Source organism: Streptomyces sp. NBC_00271, from assembly GCF_036178845.1.
In the GTDB taxonomy this organism is placed as follows: Bacteria; Actinomycetota; Actinomycetes; order Streptomycetales; family Streptomycetaceae; genus Streptomyces.
On record NZ_CP108070.1, the window covers coordinates 7,358,068 to 7,376,106 of the forward strand.

The following is an 18,039-nucleotide window of genomic DNA, read 5'->3' on the forward strand; positions in this document are numbered from 1 at the left end:
CGAACTCCCGCACCCCGTACGTCATCACGGCACGGCCTCCCTCCCCATGGGACGCCGTGCCGCGATCCCCCCTGCCCGAAAGCCGCATGCCCCACTTACCCGACTGCAGAGGTCCCCCGCCCATGTCCTCACCCATGCTGCTCGCCGCCACCACCGCGCCACCGGCCCCACCCCACACCGGCGGTCTGATCGCCCTCATCCACGGCACCGCCGGTCTGCTGACCGTCGCCGCGCTCGGCATCGCGCTGCTCCTCGTCCTGATCATCAAGGCGAGACTCCAGCCCTTCGTGGCGCTGCTCGCGGTCTCCATAGCCGTCGGCCTCGCGGCCGGTCTCTCCGTCACCGAACTCTTCGGCACGGTCCAGCGCTCCGACGCCGTCTCCCTCATCGAGTCCGGCATGGGCGGCACCCTCGGCCACATCGCGATCATCATCGGGCTCGGCACGATGCTCGGCGCGATCCTCGAAGTCAGCGGCGGGGCCGAGGTGTTGGCGTCCCGGCTGCTGAACCTCTTCGGCGAGGAGCGGGCGCCCCTCGCCATGGGCCTCACCGGCCTCATCTTCGGTATCCCGGTCTTCTTCGACGTCGGCATCTTCGTCCTCGCGCCGATCGTGTACGCGGCCGCCAAGCGCGGCGGCAAGTCGATCCTGCTCTACTGCCTGCCCCTGCTCGCGGGTCTCTCCATGACCCACGCGTTCCTGCCGCCGCACCCGGGCCCGGTCGCCGCCGCGGGACTGCTCCACGTGCAGCTCGGCTGGGTCATCCTCATGGGCATCGTCTGCGGCATCCCCGCCGTGCTCGCCGCCTGGGTCTGGTCCGCGTGGATCGGCAGGCGGATCTTCGTCCCCGTACCGCAGGACATGGCCGAGGCCGCCGACGAGGCGCGGGCCGCGCTGGTCGAGGAGCAGCGGGCCGCCGGGGTCGCGCCGCAGGAGAAGCCGGTGCCGCTCGGCACGGTCCTGGCCATCATCGGTACGCCGCTGGTGCTGATCCTGCTCGCGACCTTCTCCTCGATCGCCTTCGACCCCTCCACGGGCCGCTCGGTCATCACGTTCTTCGGCCACCCCTTCGTCGCGCTGACGATCGCGCTGCTGCTGGCGTACTACCTGCTCGGCATCCGCCGCGGCTGGTCCCGCAAGTCGCTGGAGACGGTGTCCACGGCCTCGCTGAAGCCGGTCGGCAACATCCTGCTCGTGGTCGGCGCGGGCGGGGTCTTCGGCGCGGTCCTCAAGGGCAGCGGGGTCGCCCAGGCCCTCTCCGACACCTTCAACGACGTCGGCCTGCCGGTGATCGTCCTCGCCTACCTCATCTCCCTGGTCCTGCGGGTCGCCCAGGGCTCGGCCACGGTCGCCATCGTCACCACGGCCGGCATCGTGGCCCCGCTGCTGACCGAGGGCGACCACTCCCAGGCCTTCGTCGCCCTGGTCATCATGGCGATCTCGGCGGGCTCCATCTTCGCCTCGCACGTCAACGACGGCGGCTTCTGGATGGTCGCGAAGTACTTCGGCATCTCCGAACGGGACACCCTCAAGACCTGGACGGTTCTGGAGTCGGTGCTGTCGGTCGCGGGCTTCGCGGTGGCGGCGGTGGTGAGCCTGTTCGTGTAGGTACGGGGCGTCTTCGTACAACAGTCGCGTTGCCAACTTGGGGGCTGGCTGTGTCCGACACAGGATCTTCGACCATACTGCCCGCTGTGGAGCAGCGCATAGGTTCGAAGAGCCAGCCCCTGGACGCCGCCGCGGTGAACCCGGCGTACATCCCCGGGCTCACGTCACCCGCGAAGGCGGAGCCGAAGGACGCGGTCGTCGAGGACGCCGCCTCCGACGAGGCCGCGTCCGAGGAGGCGGTTGTCGAGGACGCCGCCCCCGAGACGGCGGTCGCCGAGAAGGCACCCGCCGAGCCCGAAGAGGAGGCCACCTCCGACTCCGACTCCGACTCCGACTCGGACTCGGACTCCGAGCCCGAACCGGACCCGGACGGGCCGGTGTTCGAGGCGTCCGACCGGCGCGCCTCGATCAAGGCCGACCACAGCGGCGTACACCTGCGCCTGGACGACCAGGAGGCGGAGTTCCGCTGGGACGAGATCGGCGCCGTCGAGACGGAGTCGCCGCGCTTCGGGAAGCGGTTCACCATCACGGTGCACACCCCGGACCGCCGTTGGTACCCGATCGAGATCGAGGCGACGGCCCGGGCCCGCTTCAAGGAGTGGGAGGACCAGCTGGACGCGGTCCTGGACGCCTACTTCGAAGACGGTGAGGAGAGCGCCCCGTAAGGGGCGCGGGGAACTGCGGGCCCAGCCACAACGGGCCCGCAGTTCCCCCTCACCGCACCGCCCCGGTGGTCAACTGCAGTACTGCGTCGCCTTCCCGATCGACCGGTACATGCAGTCCGCGTTCTCCAGCAACTGCAACACCGCGTCCCGGTTCCGTGAGGTCTCCCGCTCGATCACCTCGTCGGGCGGGTAGAAGCCACCTCCGGAACTGGACGTCGGATACATCTCGAAGGTGTAGTCGAAGATCTTCTGGCTGCCCCAGAGGTAGTCGTCGATCGACCCGTCGGTGATGTACAGGTCGCTGGACTGCTCCGGGGTGTACCCGTTGCTGGCCGCCATCTTCTGGCCGACGGCCTTGAACGCGGCGGCGTCGTCCGTGGTCATGCCGGTCGCGGTGTCGGCGGTGGTGTATCCGAAGGGCCACAGCACGAGTTCGCTGTACGTGTGGAAGTCGATCCCGGCCGTGATCTGCTGCTTGCCGCCGACGACCCGGCCGCGCACGAAGTCGGCGACGACCTTCACCTCGGGTGCGGACTCGGCGGAGGCGCCGCGGTAGGTCTCGGAGGACGTGGAACCGGACGAGCCGCCGCAGCAGCCCCACTTGTAGTTCCAGTTGCGGTTGAGGTCCGTACCGACGTACGAGGAACCGGAGTTGGGCTGGCGGTTCTTGCGCCACGAGCGGTACGAGCCGGTCGCGATGTCGTACTCACCGCCATCGGGGTTGAGGTCCGGGACGATCCAGATCTCACGACCGTTCACCATGTTGGTGACGCGGGAGTCGCTGCCGTATCCGGCCCCGAGCTCGCGCAGCAGATACAGCGCCATCTCGACGGTCAGGTGCTCGCGGGCGTGCTGGTGGAAGGTGAGGAGGACCTCGGGCTCGTTCTCGTCGGTGGCCACGTTGTCGCTGACCTTGATGGCGACGATGTCCCGGCCCTGGTACGACTTGCCGATCACCCGCTTGCTCATGATGCTCGGGTAGGCGGCGAGCCGCTGGTCGATCTCCGTGTTCGTCTCGGCGTAGTTGTGGTACTTCGAGTCGGCCGAGGGGAAGTCGAGGAGGCGGACGTCACCGGCGCCGTTCGAACGGTTCGGCGCGGATCCCAACAGGGAGACCTCGTAGCCGAGTTGGCGCAGCTTTTTGACCTGGTCGGCGCGGCCCGAGACGACGACGGTCTCCTCGTCGGCCTCGTCCACGGTGACGCCGGTCTGCTGGATGGCGGTGCGGGTCACCGGGGTGGTGCTCTGGTGGATCTCGTACTGACGGATGTCGTCGGCCGAGGGTGCGGGGGCCTTCGCTCCCGTCGCCGTGGCGTGAGTGGCGGTGGCGGTGATCGGGGCGGCGAGGGCGAGCGCGAGCAGGGTCGCGAGGGTGACGGTGCGCCTGCCGCGTCTGTGAAGTCGCATGAAGTCTCCTTAGCGGAGTGTGGGGGGTGGAATCAGTGCGACGTACGGAGTGCGGGTGTGGCGCTCATGGTGAGTGTTTGGCATGGGCAGGTCAAGGGACGACAAAGAGCCGGTGGCGGAAACCGGTCATGCGTCGCACCCCGCCGGCAGGTCTGACCGACGGGGTCCGACGCGAGGGAACTCAGCCCAGACCGCGCCACTTCGCACTGAGGGCGATCGCCCGGAGCTGCTTCGTCGTGAGCGCGGGGGTGGTGCGCGTCGCGGCCGTCACCTGGCTGCCGGAGTTGAAGGCACTGATCACCACACGGAACCCGTCGGTCCTGATGGTGTCGGCGGTCCACATGACGACGCCGGCGCCGCCCTTCTCGCCCGGCTCCTTGTGCGTGACGACCTTCGTGCCGTCGGCCAGCGTCTCGGCGTCCGCCCCGAAGAGCTGGTCCTCGACGTCCGACATGTTCGGCTGCACGTTGATCTGGACCAGGCTCCTGCCCTTGCCGTCGTCGACGACGACATAGGCGTACCCGCTGTCCGGGCCGCTCTTGGCGACCACCTTGACGCCCTTGGGAAGCAGCGAGACGAGCGTGGAAGTGACCGCGCGGCCGTCGATGCCCGAGGGCTGTGCGGGTGCCGCCGTCGGGGCCCTGGGGTCCACCGGGATCGCGTCGACGACGCCCAGCCACGCGCCGGCCGTGGCGAGTGTCTTCAACCGTGCCGTGGACAGCGGGGGTTCGGCCCTGCTGACCGGCGCGCCCTTCTCGGCCGCGGCGTTCCATTCGCTCACGCTGACCTGCTGACCCTTGGGGGTGACGAGGTCCGCCGTCCACAACTTCGTGTCCGCGCGGCGGTCCGGGTACTCGTAACCCTGGAAGAGCTTGAGCGCCGAGCCGTCGGACAGCCTGGTCACGGCGCAGCTGTCGTACGGCGTCAGGGTTTTGTCCGGGCACGCGATGGTCTGGCGGGCCTGCTCGCTGCCGGGCAGGACCCGGTTGAAGCCGACGGCGATGGCCGCCTTGCCCTTGCCGTCGTTGTGGACGACCTGTGCGTACGGCGGCAGCTTGTCTTCCGTGCCGCGTGCTTGCGCCGAGCTGAACTCGCCCCGGGGGAGCAGCTTCTCGAGGATGCCGATCAGTTCGTCGCCGGTGTACGACGCCTTGGGGGTGGCCGAAGCGACGGGGGTCTTCGCGCCGGTGGCCACGGACTGCCGCCCGTCGTCGCCGCCCGGTACGAGGAGTGCCCCGCCGAGGCCCACGAGCGCGACCGAGGCCACGCCCGCCACGACGGCGGCCCTGCGCCGCAGCAGTAGCCTGTGGCCACGCGTCGCGCCGGCGGCGACCAGGGCGCGGCGGTCGGTCTCGTAGGCCCCGCCGGCCTGGTGCAGGGCCTCGCCGAGCCGTACCTCGAAACGGTCCTCGTGGTCGTTGCCCCGGTGGTGGTCGTGGTACCGGTCGTGGTCGTGGTGGTGGTCGTCAACGGGCATGGCGAATCACCCTCTCTGCTCTCCGTAAGGGCTGTCTGTCGGAGCTGTGGGTCGGAGCTGTTGGCCGGAAGTCTCGGTACGGTCGTCGGCGCCGGGTCGGCGTCAGGGTCTGGCGTACTCGCCGAGGGCGTCCCCGAGCAGCAGCCGCAGCCGGGCGAGCGCGCGGGTGCAGCGGGTGCGTACGGCGGCCGAGCTGACGTTCATGGCCTCGGCGGTCTCCTCGACGCTGCGGTCCTCCCAGTAGCGCAGCACGACCACGGCCCGGTCCTTGGCGGACAGCCGGCCGAGTGCCTCGACCAGGGTCAGCCGCAGGGGCGTGTCGGTGTCGGCCGCGCGCGAGTCGGGGAGGTCGGGGAACTCGTCCGTGGCGCGTTCCCGGCTGCTGCGGCGCCGCTGGTGGGCGAGGAAGGTGCGGGTGAGGACGGTCTGCGCGTATCCGGCGGGGTTGCCGACGCGGGAGACCCGGTACCAGCGGACGTACAGGCGACCGAGGGTCTCCTGCACCAGGTCCTCGGCGAGATGGGTGTCCCCGCCGGTGAGCAGACAGGCGGAGCGGTAGAGATGCCCCGCCCGCGCCGCCGCGAACTCGGCGTACTCGTCCCCCCGGACCTGTCTCATCCCGCCCCCGTGTCTTTGGTACCGCCGCCTTCACTCCATTGATGCGCCGGCCCCCCGGAAATGTTTCAGCGGACGGAAAGAAGGTCCAGTGGGCGCCCACAGGGAGCCCACAGAGGGGCCCTCCACGTAAGGGGTCTGCGTACGCCGGGATAAGTTGCCGGAGTGACAGACCAGCCGCCCGCTTCCACCCCACCGGGCTTCGGCCCGCCCCCGCCGCAGTACGCCCCGCAGCCGCCACAGCCAGCGGCGCCCGGCCCGGAGTTCCTGGCGGTCGACAAGCACAACTCGGTCGTCGTCGACGTGTCGGGTGTGGCCTTCGAGATGTACGACATCACGGTCGACTTCCCCTGGGCCGAGATCCGCAGCGTCCACTACAAGGCGAGCCCCAACGGCAAGGCCCTGATGGTCGCCGTGGTCCACCTGGACGGCAGGGTCTACGAGTGCGTGGTGAACGCGAAGCCGCGGGAGTTGTTGCGTGGGTGGTTCGCACAGTTGGCGTGGGTGCTGGGGTACTACCGGCCGATGGGGTAACCGTCCGGCGGCTCAGAGAAGGTGGTCGGCCCTGCCCGCCTTGATGTCGAGAATCATGGTGCGGAGCGCTTCGCGGGTGTCGGTGAGGTAGGTGTCCTCGGCGCCGGCTATGGCGATGTAGGCGTTGCCGTCGGGGTCGGTGACTCTCTTGTTCAGCGGGCCTTCAGCGGGCCTTCAGCGGGCTGAAGGGGCACTGTTCATGAGGTCTACCCCGTGCCCCGGACGACTGCGCGGGACCGGCAGGTCCGGTCCAGCTCTCCGATAACGAAGAAGTGGTTGGCCGTCTCACCGTCCGCCTGGGCAATATCTGCGCCTGCGCGAACGAGGCATCAAGGTTGGCATGGCTCGCTCGGGCTGAACCGCATGGCGAACTCGGCTTGGCCGAGGCTGGTCGCGCGAGGCCGAGGGGTGCCGCGGTCACCGTACCGGGACCTGGGGGCGGGCCTGCCGGGGATGGGTCGGCGTGGCCGCGGGCAGGATGGACGGGCGAGGGTGAACAGCCGGTCGAGCTCCTTCTTCACTTCCGGCAGAACGTTCCCGTCCCCGAACACCTTCACCTCGCCGTCGAGGATGGGCGTTGCGGCGCGGCAGCCGAGCGTCACCGTCTGAGTGAGATCGTGATCGACATCTGTCGTCGGCTGTGGCCTGGAATGCGGGTGCGTACGCGAGTGAGCTTCAGGTATTGATGATGAGGTTTCGCAAACGCCGCATCCGTGCTCTCGGCCACGATCCGTTCGGAGGGCGGCGCAGCTCGGGGCTTCCAGAGAGGCGTCTGTGCACAACGGGTAGTATTTATGGCGGTGTTATCCAAGATGTACGTGCAACGGGGGAAGCATGTCGTTCGATGAAGAGTGGAGTCGGCTCAAAGCGGATGCCCTTCGCAGGGGCAACGCACGCACGGAACTCGCCTCCGCCGGCGGCGGTGCCTCGGCTGCGCCGGGAGCGCAGGGTGTGGACCTCGGACTGACCGACGCGCCGATCCGGGCCAAGGCGTCGAACCTGCGGACCGCGCACGGCGATGCGCGGGAGAAGTCGAAGCTCGACGATGCCGAGGCGGTGGGAAAGGCGCACGCCGGCTGGGATGCGGGAGCCGCCAGCAATGGCTGTGTGTCTGCCTGGCAGAAACGTCTCCGCGAGCTCAGTGATCTGGTCGAGGAAGCAACCGACGCGCTCACCAAGGGAATGGACCAGCAGATCAGCGACGACGGCTCGGTCGCGGCACAGCTCAGGAAGTCGGCCGACTGGCTGGAGGACGCCTGATGGTCTCCGTGAGCGACCTCGGCACGGCGAAGCCCCAGCAGTGGCGCGACGCGGCGAGCGACGCAATTGAGGCCGCCAAGCAGTGTGACGGCGTCGCCTCCATCGCCCGCGACGAGATGGCCGCCACGCTGCGGCAGTGCTGGGTCGGTGACGCCGGGCGCGCGGCGCGGGAGAAGTTCGTCAAGCACGCCGACGACTACGAAGCGGCCGCCCTTTCCCTGCGCGCCCTTGCCCGGGTGTACGACGACCTGGCCGCCGACATCACCGACGCCCAGCGCGACCTGCACAGCGCTCTCGACTACGCCGCCCGACACGAACTGAAGGTCGACGACAGCGGTCGCGTCGACTTCGCCCACCCGGTCGCGACGTCACCGGACAGCGACGAACACCAGAAGGTCACTCACGCGCACCAGGTCATCGCAGATGCCTTGACGAAGGCGGACAAGGCCGACGCCGAGGCGGCCCGGACGCTGCGTACCATCGAGGGACTGACCGAGATCGGCGATCCCGAGCTGGCCAAAGAGGCCCTCGACAGCAACAGCCCGCTGGCCATCGCGCTCCGTCTGTCCGGCGGCCTGGACGGTCTTCACCCGATCAACGTTCCGCCCAACGTCCTCAACCAGGTGAAACTGGCCTCCGCCGAGACCGGGATCAGCCAGAAGCTGCTGCTGGCCATCTTGTGGCAGGAGCAGCAGTGGTACCAGAACTCCAACCCGAGCCTGAGAGGGCCGCTGACCGAGTTCGGTCGGTTCTTCGACTGGAGCCTCACCCTCGGAGCAAAGCCCGACAAGTCGTTGGGCATCACGCACATGAAGCTGGAAACGGCCCGGTCGGTCGTCGATCAGCATCACGAGGCGTTCCAGCTGGAAGACGGCAGATACCTCAGCGAGCTGAGTGACGCCGAACTCGCCGCCAACATCGAGGGGCACCCCGACCTGGACGTCCGGTTGAGCGCATACCACCTCTCGGACCTGCGCGACGATCCCTACGGCTCTGACACGGACAAGCAGTTGTTCACCCTTTACGCCGCTGACACCCCTGACGTGCGGGAGAAGAACGAGCAGTACGGTGACGACTCCGACCACCGTGGCGCCGACATCAAGGTCCGAGGCAAGAACTGGGACAAGATGGAGCCACACCTCGACGATGCGATGGCCTGGAACGCACTCAGCGACGATGAACGCGCGAAAGCCGTCGCACAGTTGGAGTCGCAGACTCCCGCAGGACACCATGTATCCCTTGACCCGCTCTACAGCACCGGCCAGACCACGGGCACCGGAACCGGCGAGCCCGAACCGGGAACACCGTCACCGAGCCCCGGCCCGACCCCCACGCCGCCAGGAGCCCACTGACCCCATGAAGAGGATCGCACCGGCGCTGATCGCATGTCTTCTGGCGGTACTGCTCACCGCATGTGACGCCTTCAAGGCCCCCAGCTCCGATCAGCTCACCCCCATGCCCAGCAACGTGCCTACGACGCCGCAGTACCAGACGGCGGATGACGTGGTGGCTGCGCTCGATCGAGGGGGCATCACCTGTGACGTGCTCCGGCGCAAAGTCGGCGGCCTCGACTGCAAGGCCTCGATCGACGGAGCGGAGGTGGAGAACCAGATCCAGGTGCTGAATCCCAAGAAGTCCAGCCGGAACGAGGTCGGGGACTCCATCGCCAGCTGGCGCAGCAGCGGCAACACCATCGTGGCCGCCGGCAACTGGTTCATCCGCGTCCTGCCCAACGGCTCCCCCGACTACTCCGTGAAGATCGCCAAAGCCGTCGACGCCGTCGTCCTTCCTCCTCTGTATCGCCTGCCCGCCATCCCCCAGAAGCCCCAATACAAGAGCGTCGACGCGCTCGCCGACGCGCTGGACAAGTCCGTCGGCTGCGACCGGCGGAAGACGGAGTCGGCCGACCAAGCACTGTGCGAGACGCAGGCGGCGAAGACGCGCCCCTGCGGTGGGTCCGGCGACGAACGCGACGCCCACCTCATGCTGCACGACAGCTCCGCCGCCCGGAACGACTACATCCGGCTGCTCCTCAGCGACGACCACGTCCCGTACTACATCGCCACGGCAGGGAACTGGACCATTCAGCTCTGCGACACCGCCACCGGGCAGGAAGCGGCCCGAGATCTCGGAGGGGTCGTGGTCGACCACAGGGCGAACAAGTGAACCGGTACGGCGACGCAGCGCGTCGCGACCGCCGGGCCGGGGCTGTTCGCCGTTCCGTCGAGCGTCGTGATCTCAGTCGGTGCCGTCCACATGGGAGCGGGCCAGGCCGCGCAGCGGGGACGTCTTGTCCCACACGTGCCAGCGCACCCCGCACAAGGGATCGGTCTCGTACGTCACCTCCGCGGGAAACCCGTCGACCCTGACCCGCTCGGACGGTGGGCCGTCAAGAGTTCTCCCGAGGGTTCTGCCGCAGTGGGGACAGTGGACCGGGGTCCGCATGGGGTACATGCCCATCGTCACCGCTCCTGTCGTACGCCGGTGCCTGTGCTCCTGGTGGACGCCGCCCAGCCACTCACGGCTGCGGTGTCGCCGTCGCACGACGACACGCGCCATGCGTCGGGAGTCCAGGTGAAGATCGCGTCCTGGCCGAAGCGACGGCCGAGTTCGCGTGCCGCGCTGTCACTCATGCCCGCGACGGCGACACTCTCCTCGACGTGCGTGCCGCGCGCGTCACCTCCTGCCGCGGGCCACCAGGTGAGCTGCTGCCGGTCGAGCTCATCGAGCAACAAGCTCTGAGCGTGGGCGTTGTACTCGGCGGAGGCGGTACGACCACGAGGATTCGAGGCCGTGATCACATGAAGGGCGCTGTCGTCGGCCGGTTCCGGGAAGGATCCCTCGGCCGTGCCCGTCGAACGCGGTTCGACCCGTACGGTCCGGTCGTGGAAGTGGATGTCCACGACCGCGTGACGGTAGAGCTCCCAGTTCTGGGGCGCACCGGGCGCGTCGGTGGTGTGCACAAGGGCCTCCTGTGGAACGAAGGACCCCCTTACACGCCGTGCAGGGAGATCGATGCCTGCCCCCATGGGCATGGGAGCACGGTGTGGCCCGGAAAGTCACCCGCACGGTGTGCGCGATGGCTAACCGGTGGCTTCCCCCGGCCGCGCGCGGCCGGGTCGGCCGAGTCGCAAGGTGTCACGAATCGGGTCCCGGAGCAAGGGGGTTCGGATCACGTTGCGAAGGCCGGTCAGGGGTGTTAATTTCCCGCTCGGTCACGAGTTCCAGCGCCAAGTCCCGGCTTGCTGGACGGCATCCCGTCCGTCGCGGATGTCCCCGGGGACGGCCGATCGCCGCGCGTGGTGCGTGGTGAACCGCAGATCACCGCGGTGCGGACAGTGCGCTACCGGGGTCCTTCGACTCCGGGAGGCTGCCCGACCATGCCCGTTCCCTCCGAGACCGAGCCCGACCGCGTGGGCCTGCCGGTCATCGAACTCACCGCCGCTCGGGTGCTGTTCCGAACGGCCGAGGCGAGCGGCCTCGGTTCGCCGGGGACTGATGACCTCTTCGGCGAATGGCTCGACCGCGGCTTCGACATCGCCTTCTACCGCTCCGCGGACCGGCCTCCGCAAGCGCGTGCCGTCGAACAACGGGACGACGTGCCCGAGTGGCTGAGCAACAGCCGTATCGGCAAGGCCCCCTTGGAGGCAGTCTGTCTCAACCCGCGCCGGGACGCTCCCTCCCCGGGTGAGGAGCCCACCCCGGTGTCCCCAGCAGTCGAAGGGACCTCGGAACCCGAGGAGACCACCGAGTCCGCCGAGGGGACGGACACGTGCACCTGCGCGCATGGCGGCATGCCTGGCCTCTGTTGGGGACACGAAGCCGACAAAAGGCAGTACGCGAAGGTGGAGAACCAGGACGAGGACGACGAGGATGACGAGAACGACGACTGCGTCCTGGAGGTCGTGGACGACTTCGCCGAAGGGATGGCGAACGATCCGATCTACGACCTGAGTGACACACTTCCCCCCGACCTCGACAGGCGCTCGCTTCGAGGGCTCACCACCCTCATCGATATCGCCCAGGCGAGACTGGACAGGGAGAGATGGACCACTGACGGGCCGTGGCAGCTCTGGTGGTCCTCCTGCGGCAGCGACGTCGCAGGGCCCCTGAACGCAACCGACGACACCGATTCCTCCAGTGCCGATTCGGACGAGGGAGCAAACGACGGCAGCTGCTATGTGTCCCTCCAGAACGACGACGACCACACCGTCGAGGTCATCAGGGCGCGCGGGGCGGAACAGCACGTGATGTACTCCGCGCCCGCCTGGGAGCCCGGCAGCGAGTCTCAGGTCCGTGATACTTCGGATGCGCTGCGGAGCCTCCTGGACCGGGTGACGGAACAGGTGCGCGAGGCCGGCTACACCGTGGCGGGCGACTGGACCGTCAACTGGTCACGCTGCTACGTGTTTCTGGCCAGCCGGCACTACTGATGGCCATCGCCGCGCTGCCCTCCGCCGTCTGGTCCCGTTGGCGACGAATTCGGCAGTGCTGAGCGTCAAGGTCTCGCTGAGGCCGGAGACGTACGCACGGCCCCGGAGGTCCGGCCGGGTCGCCGGAACAACCCCGCGGCCCGCCACCGCCGAGTCCGTTCGCACCTGGCAACAAGCCGGGATGCGATGACGGTTTCGGGCGGGGCGGGCCGTGTTCAAGGGGCGTGACGAGAGGCGCGTCAGCCGAGCGCGTGCACGTGCGCCCCCACCGAGTTCGACCACGCGTTGCCCGCCGCGGCGTCCCAGTTCGTCGACCAGGTCATCGCGCCGCGCAGGTCCGGGTAGGTCTTGGAGGGCTTGAAGGAGCCGCAGTTGGTGCCCTTGGCCAGGCAGTCCAAGGCGTTGTTCACCACCGTCGGAGACACATAGCCGCTGCCCGCGCCGCTCGTCGAGGCCGGGAGGCCCAGGCCCACCTGGGAGGGGGCCAGGCCGCCCTGGAGCTGGATGCAGGCGAGGGCGGTGAGGAAGTCGACCGAGCCCTGGCTGTAGACCTTGCCGTCGCAGCCCAGCATCGAACCGCTGTTGTAGTACTGCATGTTGACGACCGTCAGGATGTCCTTGATGTTCAGGGCGGTCTGGAAGTACGTGTTCGACGTGGACTGCATGTCGATCGTCTGCGGGGCCATGGTGATGATGAGGGACGAGCCCGCCTTGGCGGACAGGGACCGCAGGGCCTGCGTCATGTACGTCGCGTTGAGGCCGTTCTCCAGGTCGATGTCGACGCCGTCGAAGCCGTACGTCTGCATGAGGGAGTAGACGGAGTTCGCGAAGTTCGTCGCGGACGTGGAGTCGCTGATCGACACCGTGCCGTTCTGGCCGCCGATGGAGATGACGACCTTCTTGCCCGCGGCCTGCTTGGCCTTGATGTCCGCCTTGAACTGGTCGACGGTGTAGCCGCCGAGCCCGGCCGAGTCGAGGTTGAAGGTCACCGCGCCCGGCGTGGTCGTCGCGTCCGCGAACGCCACCGCGATGATGTCGTACTGGGACTGCACGGCGGAGATCTTCTGGACCGTCGCGCCATTGTTGAAGTTCTGCCAGTAGCCCGTGACGGCGTGCTTGGGGAGGGAACCGCCGCCACCGCCACCCGAGGACGCGGTCGTCGTGCCCGTCACCGCCGTCGACTTCGCCGACTCACCCGCCGCGTTCGTCGCCGTGACCTGGAAGGAGTACGAGGTGGAGGCCGCGAGGGACGAGACGGTCGCCGATGTTCCCGTCGTCGACTGGACCTTCGTACCCGCCTGGTAGACGTTGTAGCCCGTCGCGCCCGACACCGTGTTCCAGGAGAGGGAGACGGAGGAGGACGTGGTGGAGGAGACCGTCAGGCCGGTGGGTGCCGCCGGGACCGTGGGGGCCGGGTCGCCGCCTCCGCCGCCGTCGGGGCCGAAGACCGAGAGGTCGTCGGCGTAGTACGGGGCCTGGCCGTACCACCCGTGCGTGTACACCGTCACCGAGGTCGTCGACGCGCCCGTGGTGAAGGTGGTCGAGAGCTGTTTCCAGGAGGCGGAGTCGGGGGTCCAGGTCGAGACGTCCGTGGTGCCGGTGCCCGTCACGCCCAGGTAGGCGTACCCGCCCTGCAGCCACGAGCTCAGCGTGTACGTCGAGTTGGGCTTGACCGCGACGGCCTGGGTGCACTGGGCGTTGTCCTGCCCGGCGGGCGTGCCCTTGAGGGCGGCCGAGCCGCCGTGCACCGGTGAGGAGACGGTCGTACCGCTGCCCGCCGTACAGGTCCAGTTGCTCAGGCCCGACTCGTAGCCGCCGTTCTTGGCGTTGTTGACGTCCGCCGCCTGGGCCTGGCCCGCCAGACCGGTGAGGGAGAGGACGGAGGCGGTGACGACGGCGGCGAGGGCGCCCGCCCATCTGCGTCGGGGCGGTCGGGGCATACGTATGACGCGGTCCACTGGGACCTCCGGTGAGGGGAGGGGAGGGAGGGGGGAGAAGCGGGGTGCGCAACGGTGGCCACCGTCGGACGTTGCTGGCGTACAAGTTGGTCCAGACCAATTCGGTTGTCAAGACCTCTGGTGGGTGACAGGGGTGGCCGGGCGCTTCAATCGGCCCGCAGGGTGGGCGACTTGTGGCATATTCGTCTCACTCTCCGTTGATCAAGCCCGTACCTTCCGTGAGTTGATCTGGAAGATTCGGTGTTGAGGCGGCCATGCCGTGGATATGGTGCTGATGCAAGAGGACGTCACAGGGGCCATCTGAGGCGGTGGTCGACCACCCCGCCACAGTGAACGGGGTGTGTGCAGCGTGCCGACCGCGATAGCCGTCACCAGTCCCGATCTGGTGCTCCCGCCGCACGACCGGCAGACCCCACCCGCCGTGGTGCAGCCCCTCGACAGTCTCGAAAGCTCCCTCACGGGCATGCACGCCCTCATCGAGCAGCACGGATACGTCATCGCGCTCTACCCGGCCTCGGTCGAGGACGCGGTCACCCGGCGGCTGCACACCGTCCGCTCCGTCCTGGAGAGCGACCGCATCGCCCTGCTCGGCATCGACCTGCCGCCGCTCGGAGTGGCCCTGCTGGCCCAGCAGTTGCGTCAGCTGTCGGTCTGCGACTTCAGCCCGGGCGTGCTCGCCTCCTCCGCCCGGCTGCTCGCCCACTACATCTACGCCGGCGCCCTGCTCGGCTCGGTCGCCAAGCTCGACCGGGTCCCGGTGACCCTGAAATCGCACGCCAAGTCATGGGTGCCGGGCGCCCAGTTCGCCGTACTGTCCCATCCACGCCCACAGCTGGCCCGGATCGGGCAGGACGAGCTGCCCGGTCCCGAGTTCGGCACCCGGCTGCTCGTCGCCGCGGGCCAGCCGCCCTCCGACTGGGTCACCGCGACCCTCGCGCCCGCCTGGCGTGTGCAGGGCGTCGCGACCGTACCGCTGCCGCAGGAGTCGGCCCGCTGGTGGGGCACCACCAAGCTCGCCGAGTTCGCCGCCGGTCTGTACGACGTCTCCGTGCTCTACCAGCTCGTGTCGTCCGTCCGCCGGGAGGCGTGCCACTGGTGCGGTCTCGAACTCATCGGTGACCGCTGCGGGTTCTGCGCCGCGCCGCTGCCCCCGCCTCCCGAGCTTCCGACGGCCACGGTGCGGGCAGCATCCTCAGTACGCGCTCTGTCCCGAGGCGCAACTTGAGCATCCGCAGTACACGTGAAGAGCACCAGGCACGACCGCTCGACCCCGCCGTCCCCGCCCCACGATCGAGGTTGTCCGCGTCATGAACTCACGCCAGCGCCGCGGCGTCATCCTGCTGGTCCTCTCGGTCCTGTGCGCCCTGGGCGCCTTCGCCGGAGTGCTCTCGGTGATCCGTGACGTGAACTCCAAGGTCGGCCCGGAGGTGGCGGCGTACCGCCTGAAGGACGACATCGCGCCCTACAAGGAGCTGTCGGCCGACCAGTTCCAGCGGGTCTCGATGCCCAAGCGCTGGCTGTCGAGCACGGCGGTCACGAACCTCGGCCAGATCCGCGGGAAGATCGCCGTCACCCAGCTCCAGAAGGGCTCCCTGCTCCAGACCGACATGATCGTGGACCGTCCCGCGCTGGAGGCGGGCCAGCAGGAGATCGCGATCATGATCGACGCGGCGACCGGTGTGGCCGGCAAGATCGACCCGGGCTCCAGGGTCAACATCTACGCCACCTTCAAGGCCGAGAACGACAAGCAGAAGGACCAGTCCAAGGTCATCGTGGCGAACGCCCGCGTTATCGACGTCGGCAAGCTCACCGCCCTCGACCCCGGCCAGTCCAGCAACGACCGGCGCAACAGCGCCACCCAGGCCGTCCCCATCACCTTCGCGCTCGACACCGCCGACGCCCAACGCGTCGCGTACGCCGAGTCGTTCGCCGAACACGTCCGCCTGGCCCTGGTCGCGGGCGGCTCCGACGCGACCGTCGCCCCCGGCGACCGTACGTACTCCCTCGACGAGGACAAGTAGGAGGCCGCGCATGAGGTCCACGCCCATGGGGCTGTGCCGATGACCATCCGTATCCTCCCGGCCGTCAGTGACGTCGACTCGGCCCGTGCGCTCGCCACCCTGCTGAGCCAGCTCGCGGACGCCGAGCCGGCCCCGCCCGTTCCCGACTCGACGGCGCTCCTCGACACCCTGGCGCGGCTCGCCGCCGAGTCCCTCGACGAACTGCCCGAAGTCGTCCTGGTCCACGAACGCATAGGTCCCGTACCGGCGTTGGACCTGATCCGCGACGTGGTCATGCGCTTCCCCGCGATCGGCGTCGTCTTCATCACCGCGGACACCAGCACCGGTGTCCTCACCGCCGCCATGGACTCCGGCGCCCGCGGCATCGTCGGCCTCCCGCTGGGCTACGACGCCCTCGCCGAACGCGTCCAGGCCGCCGCCGGGTGGTCGCTCGGCATGCGCCGCCACCTCGGCAGCGGCACCCCCGAGCTGTACACGGGCCCCGGCGGCACCGTCGTCACGGTCACCGGGGCGAAGGGCGGCGTCGGAGCGACGGTCACCGCCGTCGAACTCGCCCTCGCCGCCCAGGCGTCGGGGCGCAGCGTCGCGCTGGTGGACCTCGACCTCCAGTCCGGGGACGTGGCCTCGTACCTGGACGTCCAGTTCCGGCGGTCGATCGCCGACCTCGCCGGAATCAGCGACATCAACCCCCGCGTCCTCCAGGACGCCGTCTACACCCACGACAGCGGAGTGGGCCTCCTGCTGGCCCCGGCCGAGGGCGAGCGCGGCGAGGAGGTCACCGACCGGGTGACCCGCCAGGTCTTGGGCGCCCTGCGCTCCCGCCACGACGTCGTGGTCGTCGACTGCGGCGCCCAGATGAACTCCGCGACCGCCGCGGCCGTCGAGATGGCCGACCGGGCCCTCCTCCTCGTCACCCCCGACGTGGTCGCCGTCCGCTCCGCCAAACGCATGGTCCGCATGTGGGACCGCCTCCAGATCCGCAAGGCGGAGGAGACGACCACGGTCGTCAACCGTTTCGCCCGCGGTACGGAGATCCAGCCCTCCCTCGTCGAACGCGTCACCGGCACCAAGGTCGCCCGCACCCCCGTCCCCGCCGCCTTCAAGGAACTCCAGTCCGTCGTCGACGCGGGGCGCCTCCAGGACCTGGACACCCGCTCGACGGTCAAGCAGGCGCTGTGGGCGCTGGCGGGGGAGCTGGGGCTGGTGGTCGCCCAGGAGACCGGCGGGGGCGGCGGCAGGCGCCGCAAGACCTCGTCGGACCGGGGCGCACTGGTCCTGCGGCGCAAGGGCGGCGACCGGGGCGCGGTCACCCTCGAATTCGCCGGCATGTTCCCCATCCTGCTCGTCGTGATGACGATCCTGTGGCAGTGCGTGCTGTACGGCTACTCGTACTCGCTGGCCGGGAACGCGGCGGACGAGGCGGCGCGGGCGGCGACGGCGGCGTACGCGGTCAACCACGGGGACTATCAGGGGGCGTGCGCGGCCGCTGGAAGCAAACACCTGCCCGGTTCCTGGCAGGGCGCCACGATCACCTGCGGCCCGGCGGGCTCGGTCATGAAGGCCACCGTCGACGTCAAAGTGCCCCTGTTCTTCCCCGGCTTCGACGCCGGGTGGCGCGTGAAGGGGAACGCGGGCGCCGCGCTGGAGGGGAACGACGGATGAGGCCCCTACGGTGGCTGAGGCGCCGGCTCCGCGACGACCGGGGCGTCTCCATGCTGGAGTTCGCCGGGTTCCTGCCCATCCTGCTTCTCATCGGGATGGCCGCCATCCAGCTCGGCCTCATCGGGTACGGGATCAACCAGGCGGGGACGGGGGCACGGGCGGCGGCACGGGTCGCCTCGCAGGGCGGCGACGGCTCGGCGGCCGGACAGGCCGCGGTGAGCGGCTGGCTCAACCCGAACATCCCACCGCCCGCCCAAGGCCCCGACGTCACCACCGCCACGGTCACCGTGACCGTCCCCGGAGTCATCCCCTTCTTCGGCCCCTACCCGGTGACCCGCCACGCCACCATGCCCACCGACAACTGACCCGTAAACGGACCACCGACGAATGACCGGGAGGA

Annotated in this window: 17 protein-coding genes and 1 riboswitch; of the genes, 11 read left to right on the top strand and 6 right to left on the bottom strand. The window is 69.3% G+C overall.

Annotation, left to right across the window (positions count from 1 at the left end; translation table 11 throughout):
- Positions 1 to 122: 122 nt before the first annotated feature.
- Positions 123 to 1,607, top strand: a complete 1,485-nt coding sequence (locus tag OG798_RS33555; RefSeq protein ID WP_267062716.1) for a GntP family permease — start codon at positions 123 to 125, stop codon at positions 1,605 to 1,607.
- Between the two features lie 86 nt (positions 1,608 to 1,693).
- The gene (locus OG798_RS33560; protein WP_328758149.1) at positions 1,694 to 2,272 is read left to right on the top strand and encodes a hypothetical protein; all 579 of its coding nucleotides are present in this window, start codon (positions 1,694 to 1,696) and stop codon (positions 2,270 to 2,272) included.
- A 69-nt stretch (positions 2,273 to 2,341) separates the two neighbouring features.
- Here OG798_RS33560 and OG798_RS33565 read toward each other — a convergent pair whose 3' ends face one another.
- From OG798_RS33565 to OG798_RS33575, 3 genes are all read right to left on the bottom strand, one after another.
- Positions 2,342 to 3,679, bottom strand: coding sequence for a M14 family metallopeptidase (locus OG798_RS33565; RefSeq protein ID WP_097224899.1), 1,338 nt, complete (start codon positions 3,677 to 3,679; stop codon positions 2,342 to 2,344).
- 181 nt (positions 3,680 to 3,860) lie between these two features.
- On the bottom strand, positions 3,861 to 5,156 hold the full coding sequence (locus OG798_RS33570; protein ID WP_267062718.1) for a hypothetical protein: 1,296 nt from the start codon (positions 5,154 to 5,156) through the stop codon (positions 3,861 to 3,863).
- A gap of 102 nt (positions 5,157 to 5,258) precedes the next feature.
- Positions 5,259 to 5,774 carry a SigE family RNA polymerase sigma factor gene (locus tag OG798_RS33575; protein ID WP_267062719.1) on the bottom strand — a complete coding sequence of 172 codons (516 nt, stop codon included), beginning with the start codon at positions 5,772 to 5,774 and terminating at the stop codon, positions 5,259 to 5,261.
- 162 nt (positions 5,775 to 5,936) lie between these two features.
- Here OG798_RS33575 and OG798_RS33580 point away from each other — a divergent pair, with 162 nt between their 5' ends.
- From OG798_RS33580 to OG798_RS33595, 4 genes are all read left to right on the top strand, one after another.
- On the top strand, positions 5,937 to 6,305 hold the full coding sequence (locus OG798_RS33580) for a hypothetical protein (protein ID WP_097224897.1): 369 nt from the start codon (positions 5,937 to 5,939) through the stop codon (positions 6,303 to 6,305).
- A 951-nt stretch (positions 6,306 to 7,256) separates the two neighbouring features.
- On the top strand, positions 7,257 to 7,565 hold the full coding sequence (locus OG798_RS33585) for a hypothetical protein (protein ID WP_328758151.1): 309 nt from the start codon (positions 7,257 to 7,259) through the stop codon (positions 7,563 to 7,565).
- On the top strand, positions 7,565 to 8,917 hold the full coding sequence (locus OG798_RS33590; protein WP_328758152.1) for a hypothetical protein: 1,353 nt from the start codon (positions 7,565 to 7,567) through the stop codon (positions 8,915 to 8,917). The genes OG798_RS33585 and OG798_RS33590 overlap by 1 nt, the downstream gene beginning before the upstream one ends.
- 4 nt (positions 8,918 to 8,921) lie before the next feature.
- Positions 8,922 to 9,731, top strand: a complete 810-nt coding sequence (locus OG798_RS33595; protein ID WP_183127184.1) for a hypothetical protein — start codon at positions 8,922 to 8,924, stop codon at positions 9,729 to 9,731.
- Positions 9,732 to 9,803: 72 nt separating this feature from the next.
- Here OG798_RS33595 and OG798_RS33600 read toward each other — a convergent pair whose 3' ends face one another.
- Positions 9,804 to 10,025, bottom strand: coding sequence for a hypothetical protein (locus OG798_RS33600; protein WP_121415125.1), 222 nt, complete (start codon positions 10,023 to 10,025; stop codon positions 9,804 to 9,806).
- Between the two features lie 2 nt (positions 10,026 to 10,027).
- The gene (locus OG798_RS33605) at positions 10,028 to 10,528 is read right to left on the bottom strand and encodes a DUF3293 domain-containing protein (RefSeq protein WP_328758153.1); all 501 of its coding nucleotides are present in this window, start codon (positions 10,526 to 10,528) and stop codon (positions 10,028 to 10,030) included.
- 250 nt (positions 10,529 to 10,778) lie between these two features.
- Positions 10,779 to 10,888: riboswitch (SAM riboswitch) on the top strand.
- Between the two features lie 57 nt (positions 10,889 to 10,945).
- On the opposite strand from OG798_RS33605, the gene OG798_RS33610 reads away from it, so the two are divergent.
- Entirely contained in the window at positions 10,946 to 11,998 is a 1,053-nt protein-coding gene (locus OG798_RS33610; RefSeq protein ID WP_328758154.1) for a hypothetical protein, read from the top strand.
- A gap of 239 nt (positions 11,999 to 12,237) precedes the next feature.
- Here OG798_RS33610 and OG798_RS33615 read toward each other — a convergent pair whose 3' ends face one another.
- Positions 12,238 to 13,938 carry a chitinase gene (locus tag OG798_RS33615; RefSeq protein WP_183127180.1) on the bottom strand — a complete coding sequence of 567 codons (1,701 nt, stop codon included), beginning with the start codon at positions 13,936 to 13,938 and terminating at the stop codon, positions 12,238 to 12,240.
- Between the two features lie 367 nt (positions 13,939 to 14,305).
- Here OG798_RS33615 and OG798_RS33620 point away from each other — a divergent pair, with 367 nt between their 5' ends.
- From OG798_RS33620 to OG798_RS33635, 4 genes are all read left to right on the top strand, one after another.
- Positions 14,306 to 15,181 (top strand): hypothetical protein, encoded by an 876-nt coding sequence (locus tag OG798_RS33620; RefSeq protein ID WP_267062724.1) that lies wholly within the window; start codon positions 14,306 to 14,308, stop codon positions 15,179 to 15,181.
- Positions 15,182 to 15,263: 82 nt separating this feature from the next.
- On the top strand, positions 15,264 to 15,977 hold the full coding sequence (cpaB, locus tag OG798_RS33625; RefSeq protein WP_097224894.1) for a Flp pilus assembly protein CpaB: 714 nt from the start codon (positions 15,264 to 15,266) through the stop codon (positions 15,975 to 15,977).
- 39 nt (positions 15,978 to 16,016) lie between these two features.
- The gene (locus OG798_RS33630) at positions 16,017 to 17,639 is read left to right on the top strand and encodes an AAA family ATPase (RefSeq protein WP_267062725.1); all 1,623 of its coding nucleotides are present in this window, start codon (positions 16,017 to 16,019) and stop codon (positions 17,637 to 17,639) included.
- Complete coding sequence (locus tag OG798_RS33635) at positions 17,636 to 18,004, top strand: TadE family protein (RefSeq protein ID WP_235613520.1); 369 nt, start codon at positions 17,636 to 17,638, stop codon at positions 18,002 to 18,004. Before OG798_RS33630 ends, OG798_RS33635 begins: the two co-directional genes overlap by 4 nt.
- Positions 18,005 to 18,039: the final 35 nt, after the last annotated feature.